Annotated in this window: 21 protein-coding genes and 1 pseudogene; 14 read left to right on the forward strand and 8 right to left on the reverse strand. The window is 70.2% G+C overall.

Translation table 11 applies throughout. The features are described 5' to 3' along the window. Positions 1-36 precede the first annotated feature (36 nt). Entirely contained in the window at positions 37-1,455 is a 1,419-nt protein-coding gene (locus AB0I82_RS18400; protein WP_363258280.1) for a DUF6177 family protein, read from the forward strand. Between the two features lie 88 nt (positions 1,456-1,543). Here the strand turns inward: AB0I82_RS18400 and AB0I82_RS18405 are convergent, their stop codons facing one another. Further along, entirely contained in the window at positions 1,544-1,846 is a 303-nt protein-coding gene (locus AB0I82_RS18405) for a hypothetical protein (RefSeq protein WP_363258281.1), read from the reverse strand. Positions 1,847-1,994: 148 nt separating this feature from the next. On the opposite strand from AB0I82_RS18405, the gene AB0I82_RS18410 reads away from it, so the two are divergent. From AB0I82_RS18410 to AB0I82_RS18425, 4 genes are all read left to right on the forward strand, one after another. Continuing rightward, positions 1,995-2,633, forward strand: coding sequence for a hypothetical protein (locus AB0I82_RS18410; RefSeq protein ID WP_363258282.1), 639 nt, complete (start codon positions 1,995-1,997; stop codon positions 2,631-2,633). Between the two features lie 125 nt (positions 2,634-2,758). Beyond that, entirely contained in the window at positions 2,759-7,330 is a 4,572-nt protein-coding gene (locus AB0I82_RS18415; protein WP_363258283.1) for an RHS repeat-associated core domain-containing protein, read from the forward strand. An 8-nt stretch (positions 7,331-7,338) separates the two neighbouring features. Next, positions 7,339-7,815: a hypothetical protein gene (locus AB0I82_RS18420; protein WP_363258284.1), complete on the forward strand. Its 477-nt coding sequence runs from the start codon at positions 7,339-7,341 to the stop codon at positions 7,813-7,815. A gap of 183 nt (positions 7,816-7,998) precedes the next feature. Continuing rightward, a complete protein-coding gene (locus tag AB0I82_RS18425; RefSeq protein ID WP_363258285.1) occupies positions 7,999-8,193 on the forward strand; it encodes a type II toxin-antitoxin system RelE/ParE family toxin in 195 nt (64 codons plus the stop codon). A gap of 79 nt (positions 8,194-8,272) precedes the next feature. On the opposite strand, the gene ychF is transcribed toward AB0I82_RS18425, so the two are convergent. After that, a complete protein-coding gene (ychF, locus tag AB0I82_RS18430) occupies positions 8,273-9,361 on the reverse strand; it encodes a redox-regulated ATPase YchF (protein WP_363258286.1) in 1,089 nt (362 codons plus the stop codon). A gap of 561 nt (positions 9,362-9,922) precedes the next feature. Here ychF and AB0I82_RS18435 point away from each other — a divergent pair. After that, positions 9,923-10,258, forward strand: a pseudogene (locus tag AB0I82_RS18435) (DUF6542 domain-containing protein); the annotation flags it as partial. A gap of 16 nt (positions 10,259-10,274) precedes the next feature. Here AB0I82_RS18435 and ppgK read toward each other — a convergent pair. Together ppgK and AB0I82_RS18445 are read right to left on the reverse strand one after the other, a co-directional pair. Then, positions 10,275-11,132, reverse strand: coding sequence for a polyphosphate--glucose phosphotransferase (gene ppgK / locus AB0I82_RS18440; RefSeq protein ID WP_363258287.1), 858 nt, complete (start codon positions 11,130-11,132; stop codon positions 10,275-10,277). 119 nt (positions 11,133-11,251) lie between these two features. Further along, complete coding sequence (locus tag AB0I82_RS18445) at positions 11,252-12,247, reverse strand: 4-hydroxy-3-methylbut-2-enyl diphosphate reductase (RefSeq protein ID WP_363258288.1); 996 nt, start codon at positions 12,245-12,247, stop codon at positions 11,252-11,254. 180 nt (positions 12,248-12,427) lie between these two features. Between AB0I82_RS18445 and AB0I82_RS18450 the strand changes: the two genes are divergently transcribed. From AB0I82_RS18450 to AB0I82_RS18465, 4 genes are all read left to right on the forward strand, one after another. Beyond that, positions 12,428-13,864, forward strand: a complete 1,437-nt coding sequence (locus tag AB0I82_RS18450; RefSeq protein WP_363258289.1) for an APC family permease — start codon at positions 12,428-12,430, stop codon at positions 13,862-13,864. A 140-nt stretch (positions 13,865-14,004) separates the two neighbouring features. Continuing rightward, the gene (xseA, locus tag AB0I82_RS18455) at positions 14,005-15,252 is read left to right on the forward strand and encodes an exodeoxyribonuclease VII large subunit (RefSeq protein WP_363258290.1); all 1,248 of its coding nucleotides are present in this window, start codon (positions 14,005-14,007) and stop codon (positions 15,250-15,252) included. Positions 15,253-15,262: 10 nt separating this feature from the next. Then, a complete protein-coding gene (locus AB0I82_RS18460; RefSeq protein ID WP_363258291.1) occupies positions 15,263-15,550 on the forward strand; it encodes an exodeoxyribonuclease VII small subunit in 288 nt (95 codons plus the stop codon). A 194-nt stretch (positions 15,551-15,744) separates the two neighbouring features. After that, the gene (locus AB0I82_RS18465; RefSeq protein WP_363258293.1) at positions 15,745-16,338 is read left to right on the forward strand and encodes a malonic semialdehyde reductase; all 594 of its coding nucleotides are present in this window, start codon (positions 15,745-15,747) and stop codon (positions 16,336-16,338) included. A gap of 79 nt (positions 16,339-16,417) precedes the next feature. Here the strand turns inward: AB0I82_RS18465 and AB0I82_RS18470 are convergent, their stop codons facing one another. Then, positions 16,418-16,951, reverse strand: a complete 534-nt coding sequence (locus AB0I82_RS18470; protein WP_363258422.1) for a DUF4245 domain-containing protein — start codon at positions 16,949-16,951, stop codon at positions 16,418-16,420. A gap of 204 nt (positions 16,952-17,155) precedes the next feature. Between AB0I82_RS18470 and glpX the strand changes: the two genes are divergently transcribed. Next, positions 17,156-18,187, forward strand: coding sequence for a class II fructose-bisphosphatase (gene glpX / locus AB0I82_RS18475; RefSeq protein WP_363258294.1), 1,032 nt, complete (start codon positions 17,156-17,158; stop codon positions 18,185-18,187). 83 nt (positions 18,188-18,270) lie between these two features. Here glpX and AB0I82_RS18480 read toward each other — a convergent pair whose 3' ends face one another. From AB0I82_RS18480 to AB0I82_RS18490, 3 genes are all read right to left on the reverse strand, one after another. Then, complete coding sequence (locus AB0I82_RS18480; protein ID WP_363258295.1) at positions 18,271-18,630, reverse strand: WhiB family transcriptional regulator; 360 nt, start codon at positions 18,628-18,630, stop codon at positions 18,271-18,273. A 189-nt stretch (positions 18,631-18,819) separates the two neighbouring features. Continuing rightward, entirely contained in the window at positions 18,820-19,527 is a 708-nt protein-coding gene (locus AB0I82_RS18485) for a DUF1707 domain-containing protein (RefSeq protein ID WP_363258423.1), read from the reverse strand. Positions 19,528-19,627: 100 nt separating this feature from the next. Then, positions 19,628-21,637, reverse strand: a complete 2,010-nt coding sequence (locus AB0I82_RS18490) for a glycoside hydrolase (protein WP_363258296.1) — start codon at positions 21,635-21,637, stop codon at positions 19,628-19,630. Positions 21,638-21,785: 148 nt separating this feature from the next. On the opposite strand from AB0I82_RS18490, the gene AB0I82_RS18495 reads away from it, so the two are divergent. The 3 genes from AB0I82_RS18495 to AB0I82_RS18505 all read left to right on the forward strand — a co-directional run bounded on the left by AB0I82_RS18495 (position 21,786) and on the right by AB0I82_RS18505 (position 25,401). Continuing rightward, complete coding sequence (locus tag AB0I82_RS18495) at positions 21,786-23,459, forward strand: fumarate hydratase (protein WP_363258297.1); 1,674 nt, start codon at positions 21,786-21,788, stop codon at positions 23,457-23,459. A gap of 97 nt (positions 23,460-23,556) precedes the next feature. Continuing rightward, on the forward strand, positions 23,557-23,886 hold the full coding sequence (locus AB0I82_RS18500; RefSeq protein ID WP_363258298.1) for a DUF1876 domain-containing protein: 330 nt from the start codon (positions 23,557-23,559) through the stop codon (positions 23,884-23,886). A 99-nt stretch (positions 23,887-23,985) separates the two neighbouring features. Then, entirely contained in the window at positions 23,986-25,401 is a 1,416-nt protein-coding gene (locus tag AB0I82_RS18505; protein ID WP_363258299.1) for a class II fumarate hydratase, read from the forward strand. Positions 25,402-25,414 lie beyond the last annotated feature (13 nt).

The following is a 25,414-nucleotide window of genomic DNA, read 5'->3' on the forward strand; positions in this document are numbered from 1 at the left end:
CATGACTGCGACCACCACCAGGAACCGGACGGCCCCATGACCAAGGACGTCATCACCCTCACCCAGAAGATGCCGGACCCGCTGACCGTGCTCGCGGGCCTGCTCTCCGGCGGCCCCGACAAGTTGGTCGGGACGACGGGCGAGGACGCCGTCGTGCAGCTCTGCGACGCCGAGGGCCGCCCCCTCGTCTCCGTCGAGGCGCCGGTCCTCGTACAGGTCGAGGGCGAGGCCGAGCGGCTGCTCGGGGCCACGCCGCCGCCCGTCCCCTTCTGGTGGACCGAGGCCCGCGCCACGACCGGCGTCGGGGAGGCCGAGCGGCTCGCGGGCACCTTCTCCGCGCGGCTCGCCTCCCTGTCCGGCGGCTCCGCCTGGCCACCGGAGGCCGCCCGCTCGCTCGCCGTCGTGGAGACCGACGGGGTGAGCGTCGCGCCCACCCCGGCCGCCGCGCAGCCCGCCGTCGACGTCCTCACCGACAAGGTCGCCGTCATCATCCAGGACCGCCCGGTGGTCGCCATGACGGCCTGGCTCTCCGACGCGTTCCGGGCCGCCGCCAATGCCGAACTGGGCCTCCAGATCGTCACCAGCCCGGGCGCCACCCTCTCCCCCGCCGTCCGCAACAGCCTCCCCGGCTGGCCGTCCCGCTGGGTCGTGCAGGACGAACGGGACGGTTACTACGACGGCCTGTCCGGCGCCGTACTGCGCTTCGCCAACGGCCTGTTCGCCCCCATCGAGGGCCCGGGCGCCACCCCGGAGGACGCCCGTACCCCGCTGGCCGCCACCTTCCAGGAGGTCAGCGACACCGGCGAACGCCAGCTGGCCGTCTCCTTCCGTACGGTCCACCCGGCCGACGACCGCCTGGTCCTCGGCGGCGCGCTGGAGTCGGTCTGGCGCGAGCTGACCGGCGAGCCCCCGGCCGGCTGGGGCACCGCCGAACCCGCCAACCTCCCCTGGTCCCTCCGCGGCCTCACCGACCTGGCCCGCGACCGCGCCCCCGACCCGACCTGGCTCGTGGTCGTCGGCAGCCCGGCCCGCCCCGGCCTGGCCACGGTCCGCATCAACCGCACCACGGCCGGCATCGAGGAGGACATCACCCTCGCCTTCGGCTACGGCCCCGACGAGGAACTCCCGCTGGACGCTCTCCCCCGCGCCGCCGAGATCCTGGCCACCCGCCACCACCTGCAGTCCATGCTGGTCCAGCTCCGCAAGGCCCGCCGCGACCTGGCCGTCCCGCCCCGCTTCGAAGGCCCCGGCGTCCCGCTGGCCTTCGTACTGGGCGCGGAGGAGGTCCGCGCCATGCCGGGCGACCGCGCCCGCCGCACCCCTCTCGCCGAGCGCCCGGTCCACCTCGGCCCGAAGACCCGCCCGGCCCTCTACTACCCCCTCCCCGGCGACCCGTCCGACCTCTCGGGCTGGCAGGACTTCGAACGGCTGATGCGGCATTTGAAGGGGGCGTGAGGGGCGGCTATTGCGGGGGCGTGCAGGGTGCGGGCCGCGTCACGCCTGTGACGGGCAAGCCGAGTGACGTGGATCGCTCACCGGGTCGCTATTTCTTGGTCCCCTTCTCGAGCTGCTTCGCAAGGTCCAGGTCGGCCTTCGTCGCTTCGCGGTACACCGTGTCGGCCATGTCCGCCAGGCCGGACAGCTGCTTGTCGATGTCGCCGCGGCCGTCTTCCCAGTTCGACTCGAAGCTCTCCATTTTGTCCACGACGCCGTCGTCGCCGATGTCCTCCGCGTAGGACTCGAACAGCTTCTTGGTGCCGTTCATCCGGCCCTTGATGGACCGCAGCCGGCTGCCAAAACCTTCGAGCTCGCTCAGCGGTATCGCCAGCCGCCCCTCGTCGCTCACCCGGAACCTCCCCTGTAGCAACGCTCTTACTCGGTCACGCGAGCAGCCAGCGTATGCGCAGGCACCCACCACCGCGCCACCACGGCCCCGCCCGTAAGGTGGGCAGCCGCCCCGGCTGCAAGATCGGGTTACGGGAGGGGAGCGGGCGATGAGCCGTAGCAGCGAAGCGCAGACCATTGAGCGCAGCGGATTTCACATCAAGGTGCCGAAGTCCTGGTGGGAGTTCGACATCCGGCCCGCCTCGCGGGACGACACCATTCGGCAGCTGGTTAACGAACGCGTACGGCAGCGCCCGGAGTTGGCCGAGCACCGGGATGCTTTTTCCTCGTTTCTGCGGAAGGCCGCCAAGGACGCCTGGCAGTCCGGCGCGCTGTACTGCGGCTGCATGGCGGAGTCCTACGGTGGCGCGGCACCCGTCACCGCATCGGTGACCGTGTCGGTGATCGGCGCGCGGACCGACGACGGGGAGATCCTGCCCACCGATCCTCAGCTCATCGCCCAGCAGATCAGCCCGCGGAAGGCGAAGCGCGAGGGCGATGCGTGGCGCGAGGTCACCACCGTGAAGATCCCGCAGGTGGGAACCGTGGCACGGACCCATGGGATCGAGGACATCGCCATCCCCGGCGACGAGCGCACCGTGCGGGCGGTGCTGATGCAAACCTTCATTCCCGTCCCGGAACAGCAGGGCACGGTGGCGCTGGTGTCCGGCAGCAGCCAGGTACTGGATCTGGCGGACTCCTTCTTCGACATGTTCGACGCCATCACCTCCACGTTCCGCTTCACATAAGCCCTCCGCTCTTCCGGTCTTCCGGTCTTCCGCCGAACCACCCTTCGTCCGTGTCAGTGGCGAGAGTTAGGGTGGCTCCGCAAGATCACGTTGACTGAAGTTGAGTGTGTTACGGGGGCGTTGACGTGGGCCACCGGCCGACGGACTGGCACGTGCTGGACCTGGAGAAGGACCCGACTCCCGGTGATCCGGAGCGGGTACGCAAACTCGCCCGCGAGCTGCACGAGTTCGCCGAGGACGTCGGTACGGCCCTGCGGCAGATCACCGACATGGCGTCCGAGGACGCGGTCCTGAAGTGGTCCGGCAAATCGGCGAAGAAGTTCAAGGAGGAGTTCGACGGCGTCCCGGGAAACCTGCGGAAGCTGCGGACCTCGTACGACATGGCGGGCGATGCCATCGCCGCCTACTGGCCGAAGCTCGAACGCGCCCAGTCCCTGGCCGACCGGGCCCTGAAGAAGGGCCGCGAGGCCCGCGACGACCTGAACGCCGCCCAGGGCCGGCTGGACTCGGCAAACGACTGGGTCAAGACCGCCACCTCCCAGACCAAGGCGTACGACGAGGCCAAGGGCCCCGAGGCCCCCGACGAGGCCAAGGTCCGCGCCGCCACGCGCAACGCCCAGCAGGCCAACTCCGCCCAGAGCGACGCCCAGGGCGCGGTCGACAGCGCCCAGTCCGCCCTGGATGCCGCCAAGGCAATGGCCGCCGAGGCCAAGGAGCTGCGCGAGGACGCCGCCCGGGTCTGTCAGGACAAGCTGGAGGAAGCCTCCGACGCCGGTATCCAGAACCGCAGCTGGTGGGAGGAGATCGTCAAGTTCGTCACCGACAGCTGGGACGCGATCGTCTCCGTCTGCAAGGTCATCGTCGCCGTGCTGGGCATCGTCGTGATGATCGTCGGTGGCCCGGTCCTCGCCGCCATCGTGGTCGTCGCGGCCGTGATCGTACTCGCCGACACCCTCTCGAAATTCGCGAGCGGGAAAGCCAGTCTTTTTGACGTCGGCCTGGCGGCGCTGGACTGCATTCCCGGCATGAAGGGCCTGACCACCATCGCGGGAGTGGCCAAGGGGCTCAAGGGAGCGACCACGGGCCTCAAGGCAGCGGCGAAGGCCGTGCGCTCCGGCGGGCTGCGCAACGCCGTACGCGCGGGTGGCCAGAAGCTGCTGGCGAAGGCCAAGCCGACCAAGGGCCGGTGCCTCAACGGCGATCCCATCGACATGATCTCGGGCGAGATGGTGATGGAGGAGACGGACGTCGTCCTGCCGGGCGTGCTGCCGCTCGTCCTCCAGCGCACCCACCTGTCCACCTACCGCTGGGGCCGCGGCTTCGGCGAGTCCTGGGCCTCCACGCTCGACCAGCGCGTGGAGCTCGACAGTGAAGGGGCCGTGTTCGCCACCGAGGACGGGATGCTCCTGGCCTATCCCGCCCCCGAGCCGGATCACGCCGTCCTGCCCGCGGCAGGCCCGCGCTGGCCGCTGGAATGGGACGGCACCCCCACCGGTGCGTTCACCATTTCCGACCCGGACTCCGGTCTGATCCGCCGCTTCACACCGCCCCCGGCGCTTCCGGAGCAGGACAGCGGCTCCGATGCCCCGGAGCATGCTCCGGAGGAGGTGACTCTCCTCCTCCAGTCGATCACCGACCGGAATGGCAACGCGGTCACCTTCGAGTACGACGACGCAGGCATGCCGACCGCGATCCGGCACACCGGCGGCCACCACATCGCCGTCGACACCGCGGACGACCGAATAACGGGCCTCCGCCTGCTGAGTCCGGACGCAGGACCCGAGGGGATCCAGCTCCTGCGGTACACCTATGACAGCGACGGCCATCTCCACGAGATCTACAACTCGTCCGGCCTGCCGTTCCAGCTCACGTACGACGCCGACGCGCGCATCACCTCGTGGACCGACCGCAACGGCTCCTGGTACCGCTTCAGTTACGACAACGAGGACCGCTGCATCCGTGGCGCGGGCATCAACGGAATTCTGAGCTGTGCCGTCTTCTACGACACCGACAACAACGTCACCCGGTACACGAACTCCCTCGGCCATACGGCCACGTACCGCTACAACGAGCGGCTGCAGCTCGTCTCCAGTACCAATCCGCTCGGCGAGTCGCTGACCAACGAATGGGACAGCAATGACCGGCTGCTGTCCCAGACCGACGCCCTCGGCAACACGACCAGCTATGCCTACGACGCGGCCGACAACATGACGCGGATCACCCGCGCCGATGGCCGCACGGTCGAAGCCACGTACAACGAGCTGGGCCTGGCGACCGAGAGCGTGGACGCCGACGGCGCGATCTGGCATCGCGAGTTCGACTCCTGTGGCAACCTCACCGCCCTGACCGACCCGACCGGAGCGGTGACGCGCTACACGTACACTCCCGCCGGCCACCTGGCCTCGATCACGGACGCGCTGGGCCATGCCGTCCACATCAGATGCAACGCGGGCGGGCTCCCCCTGGAGATCGCCGACCCGCTCGGTGCCGTCACGCGCTACGAGCGCGATGTCTTCGGCCGCCCGGTGGCGATCACCGACCCGGCCGGCGCCACGACCCGCACGGAATGGACGATCGAGGGCAGGCCGGCCCGGCGTATCGACTCCACCAGTGCGGAGGAGAGGTGGACGTACGACGGCGAGGGCAACTGCATCAGCCACACCAGCGCCACCGGCAGCACCTCCCGCTTCGAGTACGCCTACTTCGACCTGCTCACCGCCCGCATCGACCCCGATGGTGCGCGGTACGAATTCGCCTACGACACCGAGCTGCACCTCAGCCGCGTCACCAACCCCCAGGGCCTGACCTGGGACTACGCCCTCGATGCGGCCGGACGTCCGGTGTCCGAGAGAGACTTCGACGATCGGCGTCTCGCCTACGAGCACGACGCCGCGGGCCGGCTCACCGCCCGCACCACCCCGGCGGGAGAGACCATCCGCTACGAGCGGGACGCCCTCGGCAGGGCCGTCCGGAAGGACGCCGCAGGCGCGGTCACCGTCTACGCCTACGACCCGGCCGGACGACTCGTCTCGGCGGGCGGCCCCGAGGCCGAGCTGCACATCGAACGTGACCCCATGGGCCGCGTTCTCACGCAAACCCTCAACGGCCGCACCACACACCACACTTACGACCAGCTCGGCAACTCGCTGAGCCGTGTCACCCCCTCCGGAGTCGTCTCGGAGTTCACCTACGACGCAGCGGGCAACCGCACATCCGTGACCGCCTCCGGCCGCACGCTGGAATCCACCTTCGACGCCGCCGGACACGAGGTGCGCCGCTCCGTCGGGGAGATCGCGCTCGACCAGGTCTGGGATCCGGCAGGCCGCCTCGCGTCCCTGTCGGTGGCCGGCATCGACCGGTCCTTTGCCTACCGCGCGGACGGTCACCTCGTCGGCATCGACGACAGCCTGCGCGGCGCGCGCCACTTCGACGTCGACCCCATGGGCCGAGTGACGGCCGTACGCGCCTCCGACTGGACGGAGCAGTACGCCTACGACACCGCCGGCAACCAGACGTCGGCCGACGTCCCCCGGTCCGCGGACGATTCGGGCGCGCGCTCCTACGCCGGTACACGCCTGCTGAGCGCGGGCCGCAACCACTACGAACACGACGAGGCCGGACGCCCCACCGTCCGCACCCGGACAACCCTCTCCGGCAAGCGCGAGACCTGGCACTACACGTGGGACACGGAGAACCATCTCACCTCAGTGACCACCCCGGACGGCACCCGCTGGCGTTACCTCTACGACCCCCTCGGCCGCCGCATCGCCAAGCAGCGTCTCGACGACGCCGGGCAGGTGGCCGAGCGGGTGGACTACGCCTGGGACGGCGGCACCCTCATCGAGGAAACCTCCACCGTCACCGGGACCCCGCACGAGGTCACCCTCACCTGGGACCACGACGGTCTCCACCCCGTCGCCCAGACCGAGCGGATCACCGACGCGACGTCCCAGCGGGAGATCGACGCCCGCTTCTTCGCCATCGTCACCGACCTGGTGGGCACCCCGACCGAACTGCTCGACGAGACGGGCGACATCGCCTGGCGCAGCCGCGCCACGCTCTGGGGCACCACCGCCTGGAAACGCGGCGCCACCGCATACACGCCCCTGCGCTTCCCGGGCCAGTACGCCGACCGCGAGACCGGCCTCCACTACAACGTCCACCGCTACTACGACCCCGCCACGGGCCGCTACCTCACCCCCGACCCCCTCGGCCTCCTCCCCGCCCCCAACCCGGCGACCTATGTCGACAACCCGCACACCTGGTCCGATCCGCTCGGCCTGGCACCCAAGGGGTGCACCGACAGTGGCGGCTGGTACGGGGGCATGACCCCGGCCCGGGACGGAAACGAGATCAACCACATGCCGGCCAAGTCGGCCTACAAACATCTCTCCGACCCCAAACTCACTCCACACATGGGCCCCTCCATTCGTATGGAGAAGCCGGACCACAGGCTGGTGACCAGCACCGGTTACGGTCGTGAGGCTCGCGAATGGCAACAGAAGCAACGCGACCTCATCAACGCGGGGCGCTTCGACAAGGCGATGAAGATGGACATCGACGACATTCGCAGCCGCTTCGGAACGAAATACGACCAGCACATCGCCGATATGGTTGCTAGCCTTCCGCACAACGCTGGGCTCCAGGAAGTGCTCACCAGCAACGGCTGGACCATCGATTACAACCTGCTCAAGTGAGGGCGATAATGCAACTGCCTCTCAACCCGCCCACCGGTGCCGGCCCGTTGCGCTTCGGCATGCCGATCGCCGAGGCCACGGAGATTGCTTCCGCGTGGGGCGAGACAAGGAAGGCCGGCCCCACTCAGGGACGCACGGCATTCAAGGTGTTGATCGTTCACCCCGAATTCGAAGTAGTCCTCTTGGCGGACGACGGCGAGACCCTCACGGGAGTCGAAGCCTGGCGCTTCGAGAAAGACGACGCCGACGTGCGCGTCGAATTCAATGGACTGGACATCTTCCGCACCCCCGCCCGCGAACTCATCCAGCAAATCAGCGACGCCGGCCACGAGGCAGACACCAGCGACGAAGAGGTAGCCATTTACCCCGATCTCGCCCTGCTGCTCTCCCGCGAAACCAGCCGCGAGGTCCCCCTCGACCCACACGACGATCTGCCCTTGTACTTTCACTACGCACTCGCGGCCCCCAGCGGTTATTTCGACTGAGGCCCGAATCTGCCCGAGAGCTGAGACGCGGGCAAGAACGCGCGAGGCTGGGGACGACCTGTTCCAGAGGGGCACGTACAGGGGCAGCTATCAGGTCTCCGGCACCCATGGTGGAGTGGACTTGATGGGCTACCTGGAGAAGGGCGCCGACGGGATATACAGGCCGTCGACGTTCTTCCCCGCATGAGCAGGGCTAGGAAGCGTGAGCAGCGTCAAGTGGAGTTTCGTGCACGACAACGGCTTCTGGATGCCCCACCGGGAGCCGGAGGCAGCCCCCCCCGGCGCCGCCTACGGGTAGGCGATTACCGCGTGATTTACACGATCGACAATGGAGAGCTGGTGGTGTGTTCCGGCACCGGTCCAGCACGGGATCGGTGAAGGGGCCGGGCTCATGAGAGCCCGGCCCCTTCTGGCCTGCATGTTTGCCGCATCAGCGACGTGGTGTTATTTCATCCGCTCAGACGTTGAAGCGGAATTCCACCACATCGCCGTCCTGCATCACATAGTCCTTGCCTTCCATGCGGGCCTTGCCGGCGGCGCGGGCGTCGGCTACTGAGCCGCATTCGACGAGGTCGTCGAAGGAGATGACCTCGGCCTTGATGAAGCCCTTTTGGAAGTCGGTGTGGATGACGCCGGCGGCCTCGGGGGCCGTGGCGTTCTTCTTGATCGTCCAGGCGCGGGATTCCTTGGGGCCGGCCGTCAGGTAGGTCTGCAGGCCGAGGGTGCGGAAGCCGACGTGGGCGAGGGTCGCCAGGCCGGGCTCCTCCTGGCCGACGGACTGGAGGAGTTCGAGGGCCTCCTCCTCGTCGAGCTCGGCGAGGTCGGCCTCCAGCTTGGCGTTGAGGAAGATCGCCTCGGCGGGGGCGACGAGCGCGCGCTGCTCGTTCTTGAAGTCCTCGTCGGTCAGCTCGTCCTCGTCGACGTTGAAGACGTAGAGGAAGGGCTTGGTGGTGAGGAGGTGCAGGTCGTGCAGGAGCTCCTCGTTGCCCGAGCCCTGGACGATGCCCGCGGAGAAGAGCGTGTCGCCCTTCTCCAGGATGGCCTTGGCCTCCTCGACGGCCTTGACCTTGGGCTGGATGTCCTTCTTGATGCGCGATTCCTTCTGGAGGCGCGGGAGGACCTTCTCGATGGTCTGGAGGTCGGCGAGGATCAGCTCGGTGTTGATCGTCTCGATGTCGTCCTTGGGCGAGACCTTGCCGTCGACGTGCACGACGTTCTCGTCCTTGAAGGCGCGGATGACCTGGCAGATCGCGTCGGACTCACGGATGTTCGCGAGGAACTTGTTGCCCAGGCCCTCACCCTCGGAGGCGCCGCGCACGATGCCGGCGATGTCGACGAAGTCGACGGTGGCCGGGAGGACCTTCTCGGAGGAGAAGATCTCGGCGAGCTTGGCCAGGCGGGGGTCGGGGACGCCCACGACGCCGACGTTGGGCTCGATGGTGGCGAACGGGTAGTTGGCCGCCAGTACGTCGTTCTTGGTCAGGGCGTTGAACATGGTCGACTTGCCGACATTCGGCAGACCGACGATTCCGATCGTGAGCGACACGTTGGCGACTCGACTTCCGACGGGAGGGGGCGGGGTGGGCAGTGACCCGATGGGCACCGGCCCCGGTGGGCAGTGACCCTGGTGGGCCGATCCACCAGTCTACGGGGAGGGGCGGGTGGGCCGTGCGCCGTACCGGCGGCCCCGCCGCCACGCCGCCCGGAAGGGCCCGGAAGGCATGCCCGACCCCGTACGTACCCGCTCCAGCACGGCCCGTAGGTACCCGCCCCCGGACGGCCCGTGCGTACCCGCCTCCGTACCGAATCCGTAGCGCGGGCGAGCGCCATCGTCGTGGAATCCGAGGTCATCGTCGGGGAAAGCGCGTGTCCTACGGGCTATTAATCCCACTTAGCGGCCTACCGTTGGCGAGTGGAGCAACACGAAGCGCGCGCACCTCAGCACAGCCCGTCCCGGACCGGGCGGCCGCCCGCGGCCCGCGGCGGCCGGTCCGGCGCGCAGCCCCCCGCGCCGGCCGCCGGTCCCGCCATCGCCGAGACCTCGACCGTTTACCGCGCGGGCGCCCGCCGCGTGCTGCCCGGCCCGCTCGCCGCGCTGGCCCGCAAGGTGCCGGCGCCGAAGCTGACCGGACTGGGCTGTGCGCTGCTGACCACCCTCGCGCTGCTGGTCCTGGCCTGCCTGGACCGGCTGCTCGCGGGCGGCTCGCCGACCGTGTACGGCGTCGGCTTCGTGCTGGCGGGGGCCGCCGGAGCGCTGTGGGTACGCCCGTACGACCTGGTCGTCGCGCCCGTGACGCTGCCGATCGCGTACACCGTCGGCAGCCTGCCCGTCGCGCGCGGCGGGGACGGCGCGGGCAGCCTGCTGATGGGCGTCTTCACCCTGCTCGCGGTGAACGCGGGCTGGCTCTACCTCGGCACGGCCCTCAGCGTGCTGATCGTCGGCGTACGGAAGGGCCTGCTCATCCTCCGGCGGCGGGCGCAGCGTCACGAGGTCCACCGGGGCGGGGGTCGGCGGCCCCGAGACCGGCGTCCTGACCAGGGGCGGGAGCGACAGCAGCCGGGTGGAAAGCCCGCCGGGCGGCCATTGCGGCCCCCACGATCCCCGCGTTGTTCTGAAGCTGCGCAGGCACGATCTCGGCCCTGACGCCCTCGATCAGCGGCAGGAACTTGTGGGCCTTGCGGCTCACCCCGCCGCCGATCACGAACAGCTCGGGCGTGAAGAGCATCTCGACGTGCCGGAGGTACTTCTGCAGCCGGGGCGCCCACTCGTGCCAGCTCAGGTCCTCCTCGTCCTTGACCCGCGTCGAGGCGCGGGTCTCGGCGTCGTGACCGTCCAGTTCGAGGTGGCCGAGCTCGGTATTGGCGACCAGCTGCCCGTCGGTGAAGACGGCGCTGCCGATGCCGGTGCCCAGGGTCAGCATGATGACCGTGCCCATGCGGCCGCGCGCCGCCCCGAAGTGCATCTCGGCGAGCCCGGCCGCGTCCGCGTCGTTCAGTACCGTGACCTCGCAGCCGCCGGCCTCGCCGCCGAGCCGGGAGGTCAGCAGGGAGACGGCGTCGGTGCCGATCCACGACTTGTGGACATTGGCCGCCGAACGGGTCACCCCGCCCGTGACCACCCCCGGGAACGTCGCCCCCACCGGCCCCGACCAGCCGAAGTGCTCGACGACCTGCTGGACGCCGTCGGCGACCGCTTCCGGGGTGGCCGGGTGCGGGGTGAGCACCTTGAAGCGCTCCTCCGCGAGCTCGCCGCGTTCCAGGTCCACGGGGGCGCCCTTGATGCCCGAACCGCCGATGTCCACGCCGAATACGTTCATGGGGAAAGGCTAGGCGGGGAGGGGCCGCTTCACCCCGCAAATCCGCCCCTCAAATTCCTCCGCAAAAGGCGAACCGGCCGGTCCGAAGGCGAACCGGCCGGTGTGGGTGTGCCGTCGGGTCACTCCGCGGCGGACTCGCCGTCCGTCGCCGCCTTGGCCTCCGCGCGCAGGTCGCGGCGGAGCTCCTTGGGCAGCGAGAAGTGGATGGACTCGGTGGCGGAGGTGATCGTCTCCACGTCCTCGTACCCGCGCTGCGCCAGCCACTCCAGTACGCCCTCGACCAGGACCTCCGGGACGGAGGCGCCGGAGGTGACGCCGACCGTGCCGACGCCTTCCAGCCAGGCCTCGTCGATCTCGTCGGCGCCGTCGACCAGGTGCGCGTCCTTGGCGCCGGCGCCCAGCGCGACCTCGACCAGGCGGACGGAGTTCGAGGAGTTCTTGGAGCCGACGACGATCACGAGGTCGGAGTCGGCGCCCATCTGCTTCACGGCCGTCTGGCGGTTCTGCGTGGCGTAGCAGATGTCGTCGCTGGGCGGGGAGAGGAGGTTCGGGTAGCGGCCCTTCAGGGCGTCGACCGTCTCCATGGTCTCGTCGACGGACAGGGTGGTCTGGGAGAGCCAGACGACCTTGTCCGGGTCCCGGACCTCGACGTTCTGCACGTCCTCGGGGCCGTCGACCAGGGTGATGTGGTCGGGGGCCTCGCCGCTGGTGCCGATGACCTCTTCGTGGCCCTCGTGGCCGATCAGGAGGATGTCGTAGTCCTCCTTGGCGTAGCGGACGGCTTCCTTGTGGACCTTGGTGACGAGCGGGCAGGTGGCGTCGATGGTGGCGAGCTTGCCGCGCTTGGCCTCGTCGTGGACGACCGGCGCGACGCCGTGCGCGGAGAAGATGACGATGTTGCCCGGGGGCACTTCCTCCGTCTCTTCGACGAAGATCGCGCCCTTCTTCTCCAGCGTCTTGACCACATATTTGTTGTGGACGATCTCGTGACGTACGTAGACGGGCGCGCCGTACTGCTGCAGGGCCTGCTCGACGGCGATGACGGCTCGGTCCACGCCGGCGCAGTATCCACGGGGGGCGGCGAGGAGGACGCGGCGGGAAGTCGGGGTGGTCATGGTCCCCATCGTACGGGTCGGGGTGGCGGCGGACGGAAGGCATGGCCAGAGGTCGGAACGCAGCGCTTACAGGGCAGATGCCGGTACGGCAGGGCGGCTTGCCCGAAACGGCGGTACGGCCGACGATCATGTGAGGCCGTCGATCGCCGACGGCCCGTTCGTACTGCAGAGGTGTCCGCCATGTCCCCAACGGCCGAGCCGCAGCCCCCGTCCGGCGGCGCTCCCGACCCCGACGGCTCCGCGGACACCGACGGCGCCGGCGCCACCCTGGCCGCCGGGGCCCGGCTGAAGCGGTCCCTGTCCTTCCGGGACCTGATCGTCTACGGGCTGCTCTTCATCGCCCCGATGGCGCCGGTCGGCATCTTCGGGACGCTGCAGGCCAAGTCGCACGGCGCGATCACGATCGTGTACGTCGTCGCGACGATCGCGATGGCCTTCACGGCGTACTCGTACGCGCAGATGGTGCGGGTCGCCCCGCAGGCCGGCTCGGTCTTCACCTACGCCCGGATCGGGCTGGGCGAGGGCGCGGGCTTCATCGCGGGCTGGATGGCGATGCTGGACTACCTGCTGATCCCGGCGGTGGCGTACCTCTTCTCCGGGATCGCGCTGCACTCCCTGGTGCCGTCGGTGCACCAGTGGATCTGGACGGCGGTGGCGGTGGTCGTCACCACGCTGCTGAACCTGTGGGGCGTACGGACCGCGGCCGTGGTGGGCTTCCTGGTGCTGGCGATGGAGATCGCGGTGCTGGTGGTCTTCGTCGTGGCGGCGGTGTGGGTGCTGGCGACGGACGGCGCGCAGCGCGGCTGGACGGTGCCGCTCACGGGCGAGGGCGGCTTCTCTACGAGCGCGGTGCTGGCGGCGGTGTCGGTGGCGGTGCTGTCGTACCTGGGCTTCGACGCGATCGCCGCGTTCGCGGAGGAGGCGTCCGGGGGCGGCCGGCGGGTGGCGCGGGCGGTGCTGACCTGCCTGGTGGTGGCGGGCGTGCTGTTCGCCGTGCAGACGTACCTGGCCGCGCTGCTCGCGCCGATGTCGGCGGCCGAGCTGGCGGCGAAGCCGGCCGAGCAGGGCGACGCCTTCTACGCGACGGCGAACGCGGCGGCCGGCGAGTGGCTGCAGAAGCTGGTCGCGGCGAGCAAGGCGATCGGCGCGGCGTTCGCGGCGCTGGCCGGGCAGGCGGCGGCCGGCCGGCTGCTGTTCGCGATGGCCCGGGACCGGCGGCTGCCGGGGGCGATGGCGAAGGTGGACGCGGGCAGCGGGGTACCGCGCCGGGCACTGCTGGGCGCGGCGGTGGTGACGCTGGTCGCGGCGGTATGGGCGGCGCGCCGGGACGACGGCCTGGACCACCTGTCCTCGATCGTGAACGTCGGCGCACTGACCGCCTTCGGCCTGCTGCACGCCTCGGTGATCGGCTACTTCTGGCTCCGCAAGCGAGCCGCGTCCCGGGGCGTACTGGCCCACGTGATCATCCCGCTGCTGGGCCTGGCGGTGGTGGCCGCGGTGATCGTCGAGGCGTCTCCTACTGCCCAGGTGGTGGGCGGGGCTTGGCTGGTGGTGGGGTTGGTGGTGCTGGCGGCGCAGTACGCGAAGCGTGGGAAGCCGAGCACGTCCGCGCGGTAGCTCCGGCCCGTCACGGCGACACATCGAGCGCGTAACGGCGGCAAAATCAAGCCCGTCCGGCGATTGAGGACCGGGGGTCCGGGGGCAGCGCCCCCGTGCAACGGCGCCGCACTGTCAGCCCCCGCCGATACGCTCGGCGCATGGCACTACAGACCTCCGCAGAGACCCCCATCCCCGTAGGCGAGGTATCTCGCCTCATCGGCGGATGGATCGACCGGCTCGGCGCGGTATGGGTCGAAGGGCAGATCACCCAGCTCTCCCGGCGCCCCGGCGCGGGCGTCGTCTTCATGACGCTGCGCGACCCGTCGCACGACATCTCGGTGAGCGTGACGTGCTACCGCCAGGTCTTCGACAAGGTCGCCGACGTGATCAGCGAGGGCGCCCGAGTCGTGGTGCACGCGAAGCCGGAGTGGTACGCGCCGCGCGGCCAGCTCTCGCTGCGGGCCGCCGAGATCAAGCCGGTCGGCGTCGGCGAGCTGCTGGCCCGGCTGGAGATGCTGAAGAAGGCGCTGGCCGCCGAGGGCCTGTTCGCGGCGGAGCGCAAGCGCCCGCTGCCGTTCCTGCCGCAGCTGATCGGCCTGGTCTGCGGCCGGGCCAGCGCGGCCGAGCGGGACGTACTGGAGAACGCCCGGCACCGCTGGCCCGCCGTCCGCTTCGAGGTGCGGAACGTCGCGGTGCAGGGGGTGCACGCCGTACCGCAGGTCATCGAGGCGGTGCGGGAGCTGGACGCCCGGCCGGACGTGGACGTGATCATCGTGGCGCGGGGCGGCGGCAGCGTGGAGGATCTGCTGCCGTTCTCCGACGAGCAGCTCGTACGGACCGTCGGCGAGGCGCGTACGCCCGTCGTGTCGGCGATCGGGCACGAGCCGGACAGCCCGCTGCTGGACCTGGTCGCCGACCTGCGCGCCTCGACGCCGACGGACGCGGCGAAGAAGGTCGTACCGGACGTGGGCGAGGAGCTGGTCCGCATCCAGCATCTGCGGGAGCGCGCGCTGCGCTCGGTCACCGGCTTCCTGGACCGCGAGGAGCGCGGCCTCGCGGGCGCGCTGAACCGCCCGTGCATACGAGAGCCGCACCGCATGGTGGAGGCCCGCGAGGAGCAGGTCACCGCCCTGCTGGAGCGCGGCCGGCGCACGCTGGGGCATCTGCTGGACCGGGCCGACTCCGAGCTATCGCACACCCTGGCGCGGGTGGTGGCCCTCTCCCCCAAGGCGACGCTGGAGCGGGGATACGCGGTGCTGCAGCGCTCCGACGGCAGCGCGGTCCGCTCGCCCGAGGAGGTCTGCGCGGACGAGGAGCTGCGCGCCCGGGTCGCCGAAGGCGACTTCACGGTCCGCCGCGTGGACGGCGACGCCGGGGACAGCGGCGCTGTCACACCCCGCACTTAGGCTGGGGCGCATGGCCAAGGCGAAGACGGACACGGGCATGGACACGGACGGCGAAGCAGGCGCCGGGGCGGCGGGCGCTTCGGAGGTGACGTCCACGCTCGGGTACGAGCAGGCGCGGGACGAGCTGATCGAGGTGGTCCGCAGCCTGGAGGCGGGCGGCACGACGCTGGAGGAGTCGCTCGCGCTGTGGGAGCGCGGCGAGGAGCTGGCGAAGGTGTGCCGCCGCTGGCTGGACGGCGCGCGTGCCCGGCTGGACGCGGCACTGGCGGAGGAGGAAGAGGCCGGGGCCGAGGAGTAACCGGGGCCTCCCCCGGGCGCGGCCGGGCCCGTCCGGGTACGGCAGCACCCGCCCCACACCTCACAACCGCTCATGTGAATCCACTCACAACGAGCGCGTTTTAGTTGAAGGTTAATCTATCGACGCTAAAGTGGAGGGTGTACAAACCGGACCGTCCCGGCCCGGAACCACCACGAATCACCGAGGTGCCCTCCATGACTCTCGCCCTTGACGCCGCCACTGCTGACCTCCTGTTCCGCGAGGCCCAGACCGCCAACACGTTCACGGACGAGCCGGTCACCGACGAGCAGGTTCAGGCCATCTACGACCTGGTGAAGTTCGCCCCGACCGCCTTCAACCAGTCGCCGCTGCGCCTGACGCTGGTCCGCTCCGAGGACGCCCGCAAGCGCCTCGTCGAGCACGCCATGGGCGCCAACGGCCCGAAGACGCTGGCGGCCCCGCTGACCGTGATCCTCTCCGTGGACCTGGACTTCCACGAGAAGCTGCCGGAGCTCTTCCCGCACGCGCCGGGCATCAAGGACACGTTCTTCTCCGAGGCGGCCGCGCGCGAGGTCGCCGGCACCCAGAACGCCACCCTGCAGGCCGGTTACTTCATCCTCGGCGTCCGCGCCGCGGGCCTGGCCGCCGGCCCGATGACCGGCTTCGACTTCACCGCCGTCGACAAGGAGTTCTTCGGCGACGGCAAGCAGAAGTCCTTCATGGTGATCAACATCGGCAAGCCGGGCCAGGACGCGTTCTTCCCGCGCTCCCCGCGCCTGTCCTTCGAGGACGCCGCCACCACGGTCTGAGTCTCGGGCCCTCGCGTACGACAAGAGGCCGCCGCACCCGCTCCGGGTGCGGCGGCCTCTGCCGTACGTCGTGCCGCTGCTACTTCTCGCTCTTGAGCGCGCCCGCCAGCTCCGCCAGCCCGTCGTAGGACGCGGTGCCGGTGACGACCGTGGTGTGGCCGGACTCCTTGCGCACGAGGGCCTTGTACGTGTCGCCCTTGTACTTGTCCCAGCGGACGCCGTCGACCTCGCGGCTGCCGCCGGCCGGCGTGGCGTTCAGCGTGACCTTCTTGATGTACTCGCGCGCCGGCGCATCGCTCTGCTCGACCGCCGCGTACTGCTCCTTCGGGCTGAGGAAGCCCAGGTGCCAGGCGCCGCCCCGGCCGTCGTCGCTGGCCTGGTACGAGACGGAGGTGGCGCGCCAGCCCTTGGGCAGCCCCTCGGGCGCCGCGACCGGATACGTCGCCGCGCGCCGGGCGGTCGACAGCTCGACCCGATAGCTGACCGTCTTCACCGCGCTGTTCTGGGCGTTCTTGCTGTCGTCGTGCGGGATGAAGAAGTAAATCGCCGCGACGACCACGCCGATCACCGCCATCGACAGGACCATGTCCCGCACCGTCTGCTTGCCTCGCATACCAGCCACGCCCTCTATCGTCCCCCATGCCGGGAACGGACCGGACAAGGCCCCCACCCACCGCAACTCAGCCGCACCTCAGCCGCACCCCGGCCGACTAGCGGTGCTCATCCGTGGACCCCTCTGCTCATTTTCTCGACATAGCGATAAGGTCAAGCGAACCCTCACCTAACCGGCCGTCGCCGTACAGAAAGGTGCGCTCCGATGACCGAGCATCATCTGCCGTCCCAGCTCGAGGTCAGCCCAGAGGCCCCCGATCGCAACCTCGCACTCGAACTGGTCCGGGTCACCGAGGCCGGTGCCATGGCCTCGGGCCGCTGGGTCGGCCGAGGCGACAAGAACGGCGCGGACGGCGCCGCGGTCAAGGCCATGCGTGCCCTGATTCACACCGTCTCCATGAACGGCGTGGTCGTCATCGGCGAAGGCGAGAAGGACCACGCGCCGATGCTGTACAACGGCGAGCGCGTGGGCGACGGGACCGGCCCCGAGTGCGACGTGGCCGTGGACCCCGTGGACGGTACGACGCTGACGGCCAAGGGCATGGCCAACGCCGTCTCCGTCCTGGCCGTCGCCGACCGCGGCTCCATGTTCGACCCGTCCGCGGTCTTCTACATGGACAAGCTGGTCACCGGGCCGGAGGCGGCGGACTACGTCGACATCAACGCCCCGGTCGGCGTGAACATCCGCCGTATCGCCAAGGCGAAGAAGTCCAGCCCCGAGGACGTCACCGTCGTCGTGCTGGACCGGCCCCGGCACGACGGCATCGTCAAGGAGATCCGCGAGGCCGGCGCCCGCATCCGGTTCATCGCCGACGGCGACGTGGCCGGCGCGATCATGGCCGTACGCGAAGGCACCGGCGTGGACCTGCTGCTGGGCATCGGCGGCACCCCCGAGGGCATCATCACGGCCTGCGCGATCAAGTGCCTGGGCGGCACGATCCAGGCCAAGCTGTGGCCCAAGGACGACGAGGAGCGGCAGCGCGCCATAGACGCGGGCCACGACCTGGACCGCGTACTGCACACCGACGACCTGGTCAGCGGCGACAACGTGTTCTTCGTCGCCACCGGCATCACCGACGGCGAGCTGCTGCGCGGCGTCCGCTACCGCGCGGAGACCGCCACCACCCAGTCCCTGGTGATGCGCTCCAAGTCCGGCACGATCCGGCAGATCGACTCCGAGCACCGGCTCTCCAAGCTGCGCGCCTACAGCTCGATCGACTTCGAGCGGCCCAGCTGAGGCTCCGCCCGGCAGACCGACGGCCCGGTGCCCCACCGCTCTCGCGGTGGGGCACCGGGCCGTCGCTATGGGTCGTACTGAGGTCAGCCCGCGGCCGGCATCCGGGCCGCGCGCTGCAGCTCGGCGTCGCGGCGCCGGCGGCGGGCCAGGACGACGCGGCGCTCGGCGGCGGTCAGGCCGCCCCAGACGCCGTACGGCTCGGGCTGGAGCAGGGCGTGCTCGCGGCACTCGATCATCACTGGGCAGCGGGCGCAGACCCGCTTCGCGGCTTCCTCCCTGGCCAGCCGGGCGGCCGTCGGCTCCTTCGACGGCGCGAAAAAGAGTCCCGCCTCGTCCCGTCGGCACACCGCCTCGGAGTGCCAGGGTCCCGCCTCGTCCCTGGCGGGCACTCGCTGGGCGGGCACGACGGCGGCGTCCTGCAGGGGCTGATGCGGTAGCAGCACGGTCTACTCCTGACGACGGCTCGGCGATTTCAGTCACCACTTGCCCGTCTCGCTGCGCACGACGTTTCGCACACCCCGCAGCCGTACGAGAGACGATGCACCAGCCCTACCCGCTGTACGCGGCTCTATGCACACCGTGGCGTATGCGTTGAAAGCAGCGTCGGATGCGGCGCCCCTTACAGGTGTGCATTACATGTGCCCGTGTCGCCGTTCGTCTCGATCCCGCTTCCGGCCGTGCATCCGGTCCTGCATCCGGCCGTGCAGATCGCGTACCCACTTGCCGCGCTTGGGCTTGGCCTCGACGCTGCCGAGCACGGCGAAACCGTGCACCGTGATCACGGGAGCGGCCGGGTCGTCCGACTCGTACGTCTCGGCCTCGAAGGCGCCCAGCACGCCGGAGCCGCCGCAGCGCAGCGTCACGTTCTCCGGTACCCGGATCTCCACGCTGCCGAGGACGGAGACGGCGTTGATGTGGAGGTGCTGGTGCGTGAAGAGGGCCTCGGTCAGATCGATCTCCACGGAGCCGAGGACGGCCACCGCGGAGATCCGTGCGGGCGCCCGCCAGCGGCCCTTGCGGACCGCCGAGCTGAGGATGCCGACGAGGGTGGTGACCCCGGAGCCGGCCGGGGACGGCTCCGGGGTGTACGCGGCCACCGTCCGGTCCGCGTCCGTCCGCTCCCGCCCCGCGGGCAGATCGCCGATCAGCGGCTCCAGCTCGCCCATGGTCTTGGCGCGGTAGACGCCGTCGATGCGCTCGGCGTGCTCCTCGGCGTCCAGCCGGCCCTCGGCCAGCGCCTCGCGCAGGATCGCGGCGATACGGTCCCGGTCGGCGTCCGACGCCCGGATCGCGGGCTCGGCGGGCGGGGCCTGCGCGGGCTTGGTGAGGTCCACGGGCATGGGTGCGGGGCGCTGTCCCCCGTTGTCAGATGCGTCCACATCCGCAGCGTAGCGAAACGCGATAGATCGCGACTAGGGGACAGCGCCGGAGCGCCGGGGCTCAGCTCTCCGGGCAGAACCGCTGCGGCCCGTCCAGCCCGCGGCCGGTGGCCTGGACGCAGCCGCCCGGCAGCCCGCGGTACGCCTCACTGCCGAAGTTGGCCGTGATCTTCAGGCCGCTGTGACCGCCGAAGGTCGTCCGCTGGACCTGGTGATCGGCGGTGAGCGTACGGAAGTCCGTCATGGCCTCGGTCCCCGCGGCCTTCTGGATACCGGCGAAGAAGCGCTGCAGGTCCGCGATCTCCTTGCCGTGCTCGTCCAGCACCTTGCCGTCGAGCGCGAGATTGACCGGGGTGTTGTAGAGCATGGCGAGCAGCGCGCGGTCCTTCTTCTGCTCCGGCAGCTTGTAGAGGGGGAGCTCCCAGCGGTCGGTGCTGACCACCGAGTCGTGCAGCACCGTCTCGTACAGCGGCACCCGGTATGCGGGGTCGAACATGGCCTTCGCGACGGACTTGTCGAGCGTCGCGGGCTTGAAGAACATGCCGGGCCGTCCCTTGGGCCAGTAGCCGCCCCAGGTGTCCTTGTCGCGCTCGGCCTTCCAGAGCCCGTCGTGGACCGGCGTGCTGGAGCCATGACTGAAGTCGATCACCTGGTTCGCCCAGGAGCCGGCCGACTCCGAGCCGAGGACGTACGGGCGGCCGCCGGTGAGGGCGCCCCCGGAGACCCCGCGCATCCGCTGCAGGCGGTTCTCGCGGTCCTCGGCCTGCGTCATCGGGTGGCTCGGGGTGTGGTCCCGGAAGAGCTCGCCGGTGGCGTCGACGTCGAGGAAGTAGCTGTTCACGCCGTTGGCGGTCATGTTCTTCGTGCGGTCGGCGAGGTAGTGGTGCTTCGGCTCGGCGTTGGCAAGCGCCTGCGAGCTGAGGTAGCAGCCGCGGCCGCCGAAGCCGCCCTCCGGCTTGCCGTCCGCGTCGTGCACACAGCCGTCCGGCCACAGCCGGTCCGGCCACTTCGAGACGCTGGTGTCGGCGCTCTTCGGGTCCTGCGCGTTGTCCCAGCTGTCGTACGGGCCGACGAGGTAGCCCGCCTTCTTGGCCGCGGCGACGGCCTCCTTCGACATGGGGTCGCCGTCGGCGTCGTAACCGAGCCACATGCGGGAGATGCCGAGCTTCTTGAGCCGCTCGATCGTCTTCGCGCTGCGGCCGTCGCCCCACACGTACGCGTGCGGGGCACCGATCAACTTGGCGACCTCGGGGTTCTTCCGGATCTTCTGCTTCAGGCTGCCGAGCTGCCCCTTCGAGGCGAGGTACCGGCGGTAGTCCTTGGCCGCGGCGACCGGCGAGCCGTCGGTCAGCGAGAAGGCCACGGTGTAGTCGTCGGTACCGGCCGCGCGGTCGAAGTCGTGGGTGGCGGCGGTCCGCAGCTGCCCGCCCTTGGAGACGAACCGCAGATTGGTGCCCAGGTCGGTGGGGACGAGGGTGCTGACGCCGTGGGACCCTGACGTCGTCCCCCAGAACGGCATCGTCAGGTCCTTGAGGTCGATGCCGTCCTGGTTCGTCAGGCCGGCCTCCGGGGAGTTCCAGAAGGGGTCGGCCGCGGGGATGCGCAGGCCCTCGCCGCGCGGCAGCTCGTACGCGGTGCCCTTGGGCTGACCGGCGCCCGCCGACGGCCAGCCCAGGCTGCCGTCCTTCTTCGCGTGCAGGTCGACGACGAGCCGTCCGTCGCGGGCGGCCGCCGAGACGGTGAGCCCGCGGTCAGGGTAGGACCAGCTCGCGGTGGCACCGTGGCGGGTCACCGGGGAGACGGCCCCGAGCGACTCCCCCGCCGCCGCGGAGAGCACCGACTCCGTACCGCTCGCCGTACGGGCCGTGATCCGCAGCGTCCGGGGGTCGATGTGCGCCTCGCCGCCCTTGATGCGCAGCGCGACCGTACCCCCGTCGTCACCGGAGTCCGCGGGCCCGGCGTACGCCTGGAGCGCGGTGAACGTGCTCGCGGTCAGCGCGGTGCCGGCCAGCGCGGCGAGCGCCGCCCGACGCTTACGGGAACGTGTCGCGGCTTTCAGGAAACGTGTCATGCGACGGCACTGTGCGCAGCATTTCTAAGGGAGATCTAAGAGCGGGAACTGAGCCTTACCTCACAACCGCGACCGGCGCACGGGGTTCTAGGCTGTTGAGGCTGCCGTTGATGACAGCGAAGTCACCGTCGAGTGAGGATTGGCCGCAATGCCGGAATTCGCCTATACCGACCTTCTGCCCCAGGGCGAGGACAAGACCCCGTACCGCCTGATCACCAAGGAGGGTGTCAGCACCTTCGAGGCGGACGGCCGGACGTTCCTCAAGGTCGAGCCCGAGGCGCTGCGCAAGCTGGCGGAAGCGGCGATCCACGACATCCAGCACTACCTGCGCCCCGAGCACCTCGGCCAGCTTCGCAAGATCATCGACGACCCCGAGGCGTCCGGCAACGACAAGTTCGTCGCCCTGGACCTCCTCAAGAACGCGAACATCGCGGCGGCCGGCGTGCTCCCGATGTGCCAGGACACCGGCACCGCGATCGTCATGGGCAAGCGCGGCCAGAACGTGCTCACCCAGGGCCGCGACGAGGAAGCCCTGAGCCGCGGCATCTACGACGCGTACACGCAGCTGAACCTGCGGTACTCGCAGATGGCCCCGCTGACCATGTGGGACGAGAAGAACACCGGCTCGAACCTACCGGCGCAGATCGAGCTGTACGCGAACGACGGTGACGCGTACAAGTTCCTCTTCATGGCCAAGGGCGGCGGCTCGGCCAACAAGTCCTTCCTCTTCCAGGAGACCAAGGCGGTCCTCAACGAGGGCTCCATGATGAAGTTCCTGGAGCAGAAGATCCGCTCGCTCGGCACGGCCGCGTGCCCGCCGTACCACCTGGCGATCGTGGTCGGCGGCACCTCCGCCGAGTACGCGCTGAAGACCGCGAAGTACGCCTCCGCGCACTACCTCGACGAGCTGCCCACCGAGGGCTCCCCCACCGGCCACGGCTTCCGTGACACCGAGCTGGAGGAGAAGGTCTTCGAGCTCACGCAGAAGATCGGGATCGGCGCGCAGTTCGGCGGCAAGTACTTCTGCCACGACGTCCGCGTCGTCCGCCTGCCGCGGCACGGCGCGTCCTGCCCGGTCGCCATCGCGGTGTCCTGCTCCGCCGACCGCCAGGCCGTCGCGAAGATCACCGCCGAGGGCGTCTTCCTGGAGCAGCTGGAGACCGACCCGGCGCGCTTCCTGCCGGAGACCACGGACGAGGAGCTGACCGAGGGCGCGGGCCCGGACCTCGACGCGGTGAAGATCGACCTGAACCGTCCGATGGACGAGATGCTCGCCGAGCTGACCAAGCACCCGGTCAAGACCCGGCTGTCGCTGACCGGGACGCTCGTCGTCGCCCGTGACATCGCGCACGCGAAGATCAAGGAGCGGCTGGACGCCGGCGAGGAGATGCCGGAGTACCTGAAGAACCACCCGGTGTACTACGCGGGCCCGGCCAAGACGCCCGAGGGCTACGCCTCCGGCTCGTTCGGCCCGACGACGGCCGGCCGGATGGACGCGTACGTCGAGCAGTTCCAGGCGGCCGGCGGCTCGAAGATCATGCTGGCCAAGGGCAACCGCTCGCAGCAGGTCACCGAGGCCTGCCATGCGCACGGCGGCTTCTACCTGGGCTCCATCGGCGGCCCGGCGGCCCGCCTCGCCCAGGACTGCATCAAGAAGGTCGAGGTCCTGGAGTACGAGGAGCTCGGCATGGAGGCGGTCTGGAAGATCGAGGTCGAGGACTTCCCGGCGTTCATCGTCGTGGACGACAAGGGCAACGACTTCTTCCAGGACCCGGCCCCGGCCCCGACCTTCACCAGCATCCCGGTGCGCCAGGGCGCGTAACACCCCGGCCGTCCTCCGGAACTCCCGGCTCCCAGATGTGGTGATCAGCGGTCCGGCGGCGCACCCTGGAAAGAGGGACCGCTGGAGGTGAGCCACCATGCAGACACACACGCTGGTCGGCTGGCACGTCGACATGGAGTTCGCGGAGGACGGCAACCGCACCAAGGCCGCCGCCCTGCTGCGGCTCAGCGACGGCACGGAATGCCGCGGCCACGGCCGCGCCGACCGCCACCCCACGGACCCGGAACAGCTCCGGGTCGGTGAGGAGATCGCGGGCGCACGCGCGCTCATGGACATCGCCGGACAGCTGATGGACAAGGCGCACGCGGAGATCGACGAGGTCGTGGGGCATCCGACGCACCCGCTGCGGTGGGCGGCGCTGGACGACTCGCGCGACGACGCCCGCCGCGCCCGCCGCGAGTGGTGAAGTGCCAAAGCGGCGCCGCCGGAAGGTGAGGCACGCCGCATTCGCCGAATCGGATCAGTACCCGGGAACAGATGTCCGTCCCCGGGTACTGACATAGGCATGAGCGACAACGGCACATCCTTGAGCGCGTCGGGCGACTTCCGGATCGAACACGACTCCATGGGCGAGGTACGGGTCCCCGCCGACGCGAAGTGGCGGGCGCAGACCCAGCGCGCGGTGGAAAACTTCCCCATCTCGGGACAGCGGCTGGAGCGGGCGCACATCGAGGCGCTGGCCCGGATCAAGGCCGCGGCGGCGAAGGTCAACGCCGAGCTGGGGGTGGTGGACGCGGATGTCGCGCGGGCGATCCAGGAGGCCGCGGCGGAGGTCGCCGAGGGCCGCTGGGACGACCACTTCCCCGTCGATGTCTTCCAGACCGGCTCCGGCACGTCCTCCAACATGAACACCAACGAGGTACTGGCCACCCTCGCGACCGAGCGGCTGGGCCGGGACGTGCACCCCAACGACCACGTCAACGCCAGCCAGTCCTCCAACGACGTCTTCCCCTCCTCGATCCACATCGCGGCCACCGCCGCCGTGACGGCCGACCTGATGCCCGCCCTGGAGCACCTCGCGGCCGCGCTGGAGCGCAAGGCCGAGGAGTTCAAGGAGGTCGTGAAGTCGGGCCGGACGCACTTGATGGACGCCACGCCCGTGACGCTGGGCCAGGAGTTCGGCGGGTACGCGGCGCAGGTGCGGTACGGCGTGGAGCGGCTGACCGCCTCGCTGCCCCGGCTCGCCGAACTCCCGCTGGGCGGCACGGCGGTGGGTACCGGCATCAACACCCCGCCCGGCTTCGCCGCCGCGGTGATCGCGGAGGTGGCGCGGGCCACGGGGCTGCCGCTGACCGAGGCCCGGAACCACTTCGAGGCGCAGGGTGCGCGGGACGGCATCGTGGAGACCAGCGGCCAGCTGCGGACCATCGCGACCGGCCTCACGAAGATCGCCAACGATCTGCGCTGGATGGCGTCCGGGCCGCGTACCGGCCTCGCGGAGATCACGCTGCCGGACCTTCAGCCCGGCTCGTCGATCATGCCGGGGAAGGTCAATCCCGTCATTCCCGAGGCGGCCTTGATGGTGGCCGCACAGGTGACGGGGAACGATGCGACGGTCGCCGCGGCGGGCGCGGCAGGCAATTTCGAGCTGAACGTGATGCTCCCGGTGATCGGCAAGAACGTCCTGGAGTCGGTACGACTTCTGGCCAATGTCGCGCGGCTTTTGGCGGACCGTACGGTCGACGGGATCACCGCGAATGCCGAACGGGCCCGCGAGTACGCCGAGTCCTCCCCTTCCGTGGTCACCCCGCTCAACAAGTACATCGGCTACGAGGAAGCGGCCAAGGTGGCCAAGAAGTCACTGGCCGAGCGGAAGACCATCCGCGAGGTGGTGATCGAGTCCGGATACATCGAGCGCGGCGCCCTGACAGAGGCCCAACTGGACGAGGCCCTGGACGTGCTGCGCATGACGCATCCGTGACGTTCACTGCGGC

Origin of the sequence: Streptomyces sp. NPDC050315, assembly GCF_040655775.1 — a bacterium.
GTDB lineage: Bacteria > Actinomycetota > Actinomycetes > Streptomycetales > Streptomycetaceae > Streptomyces.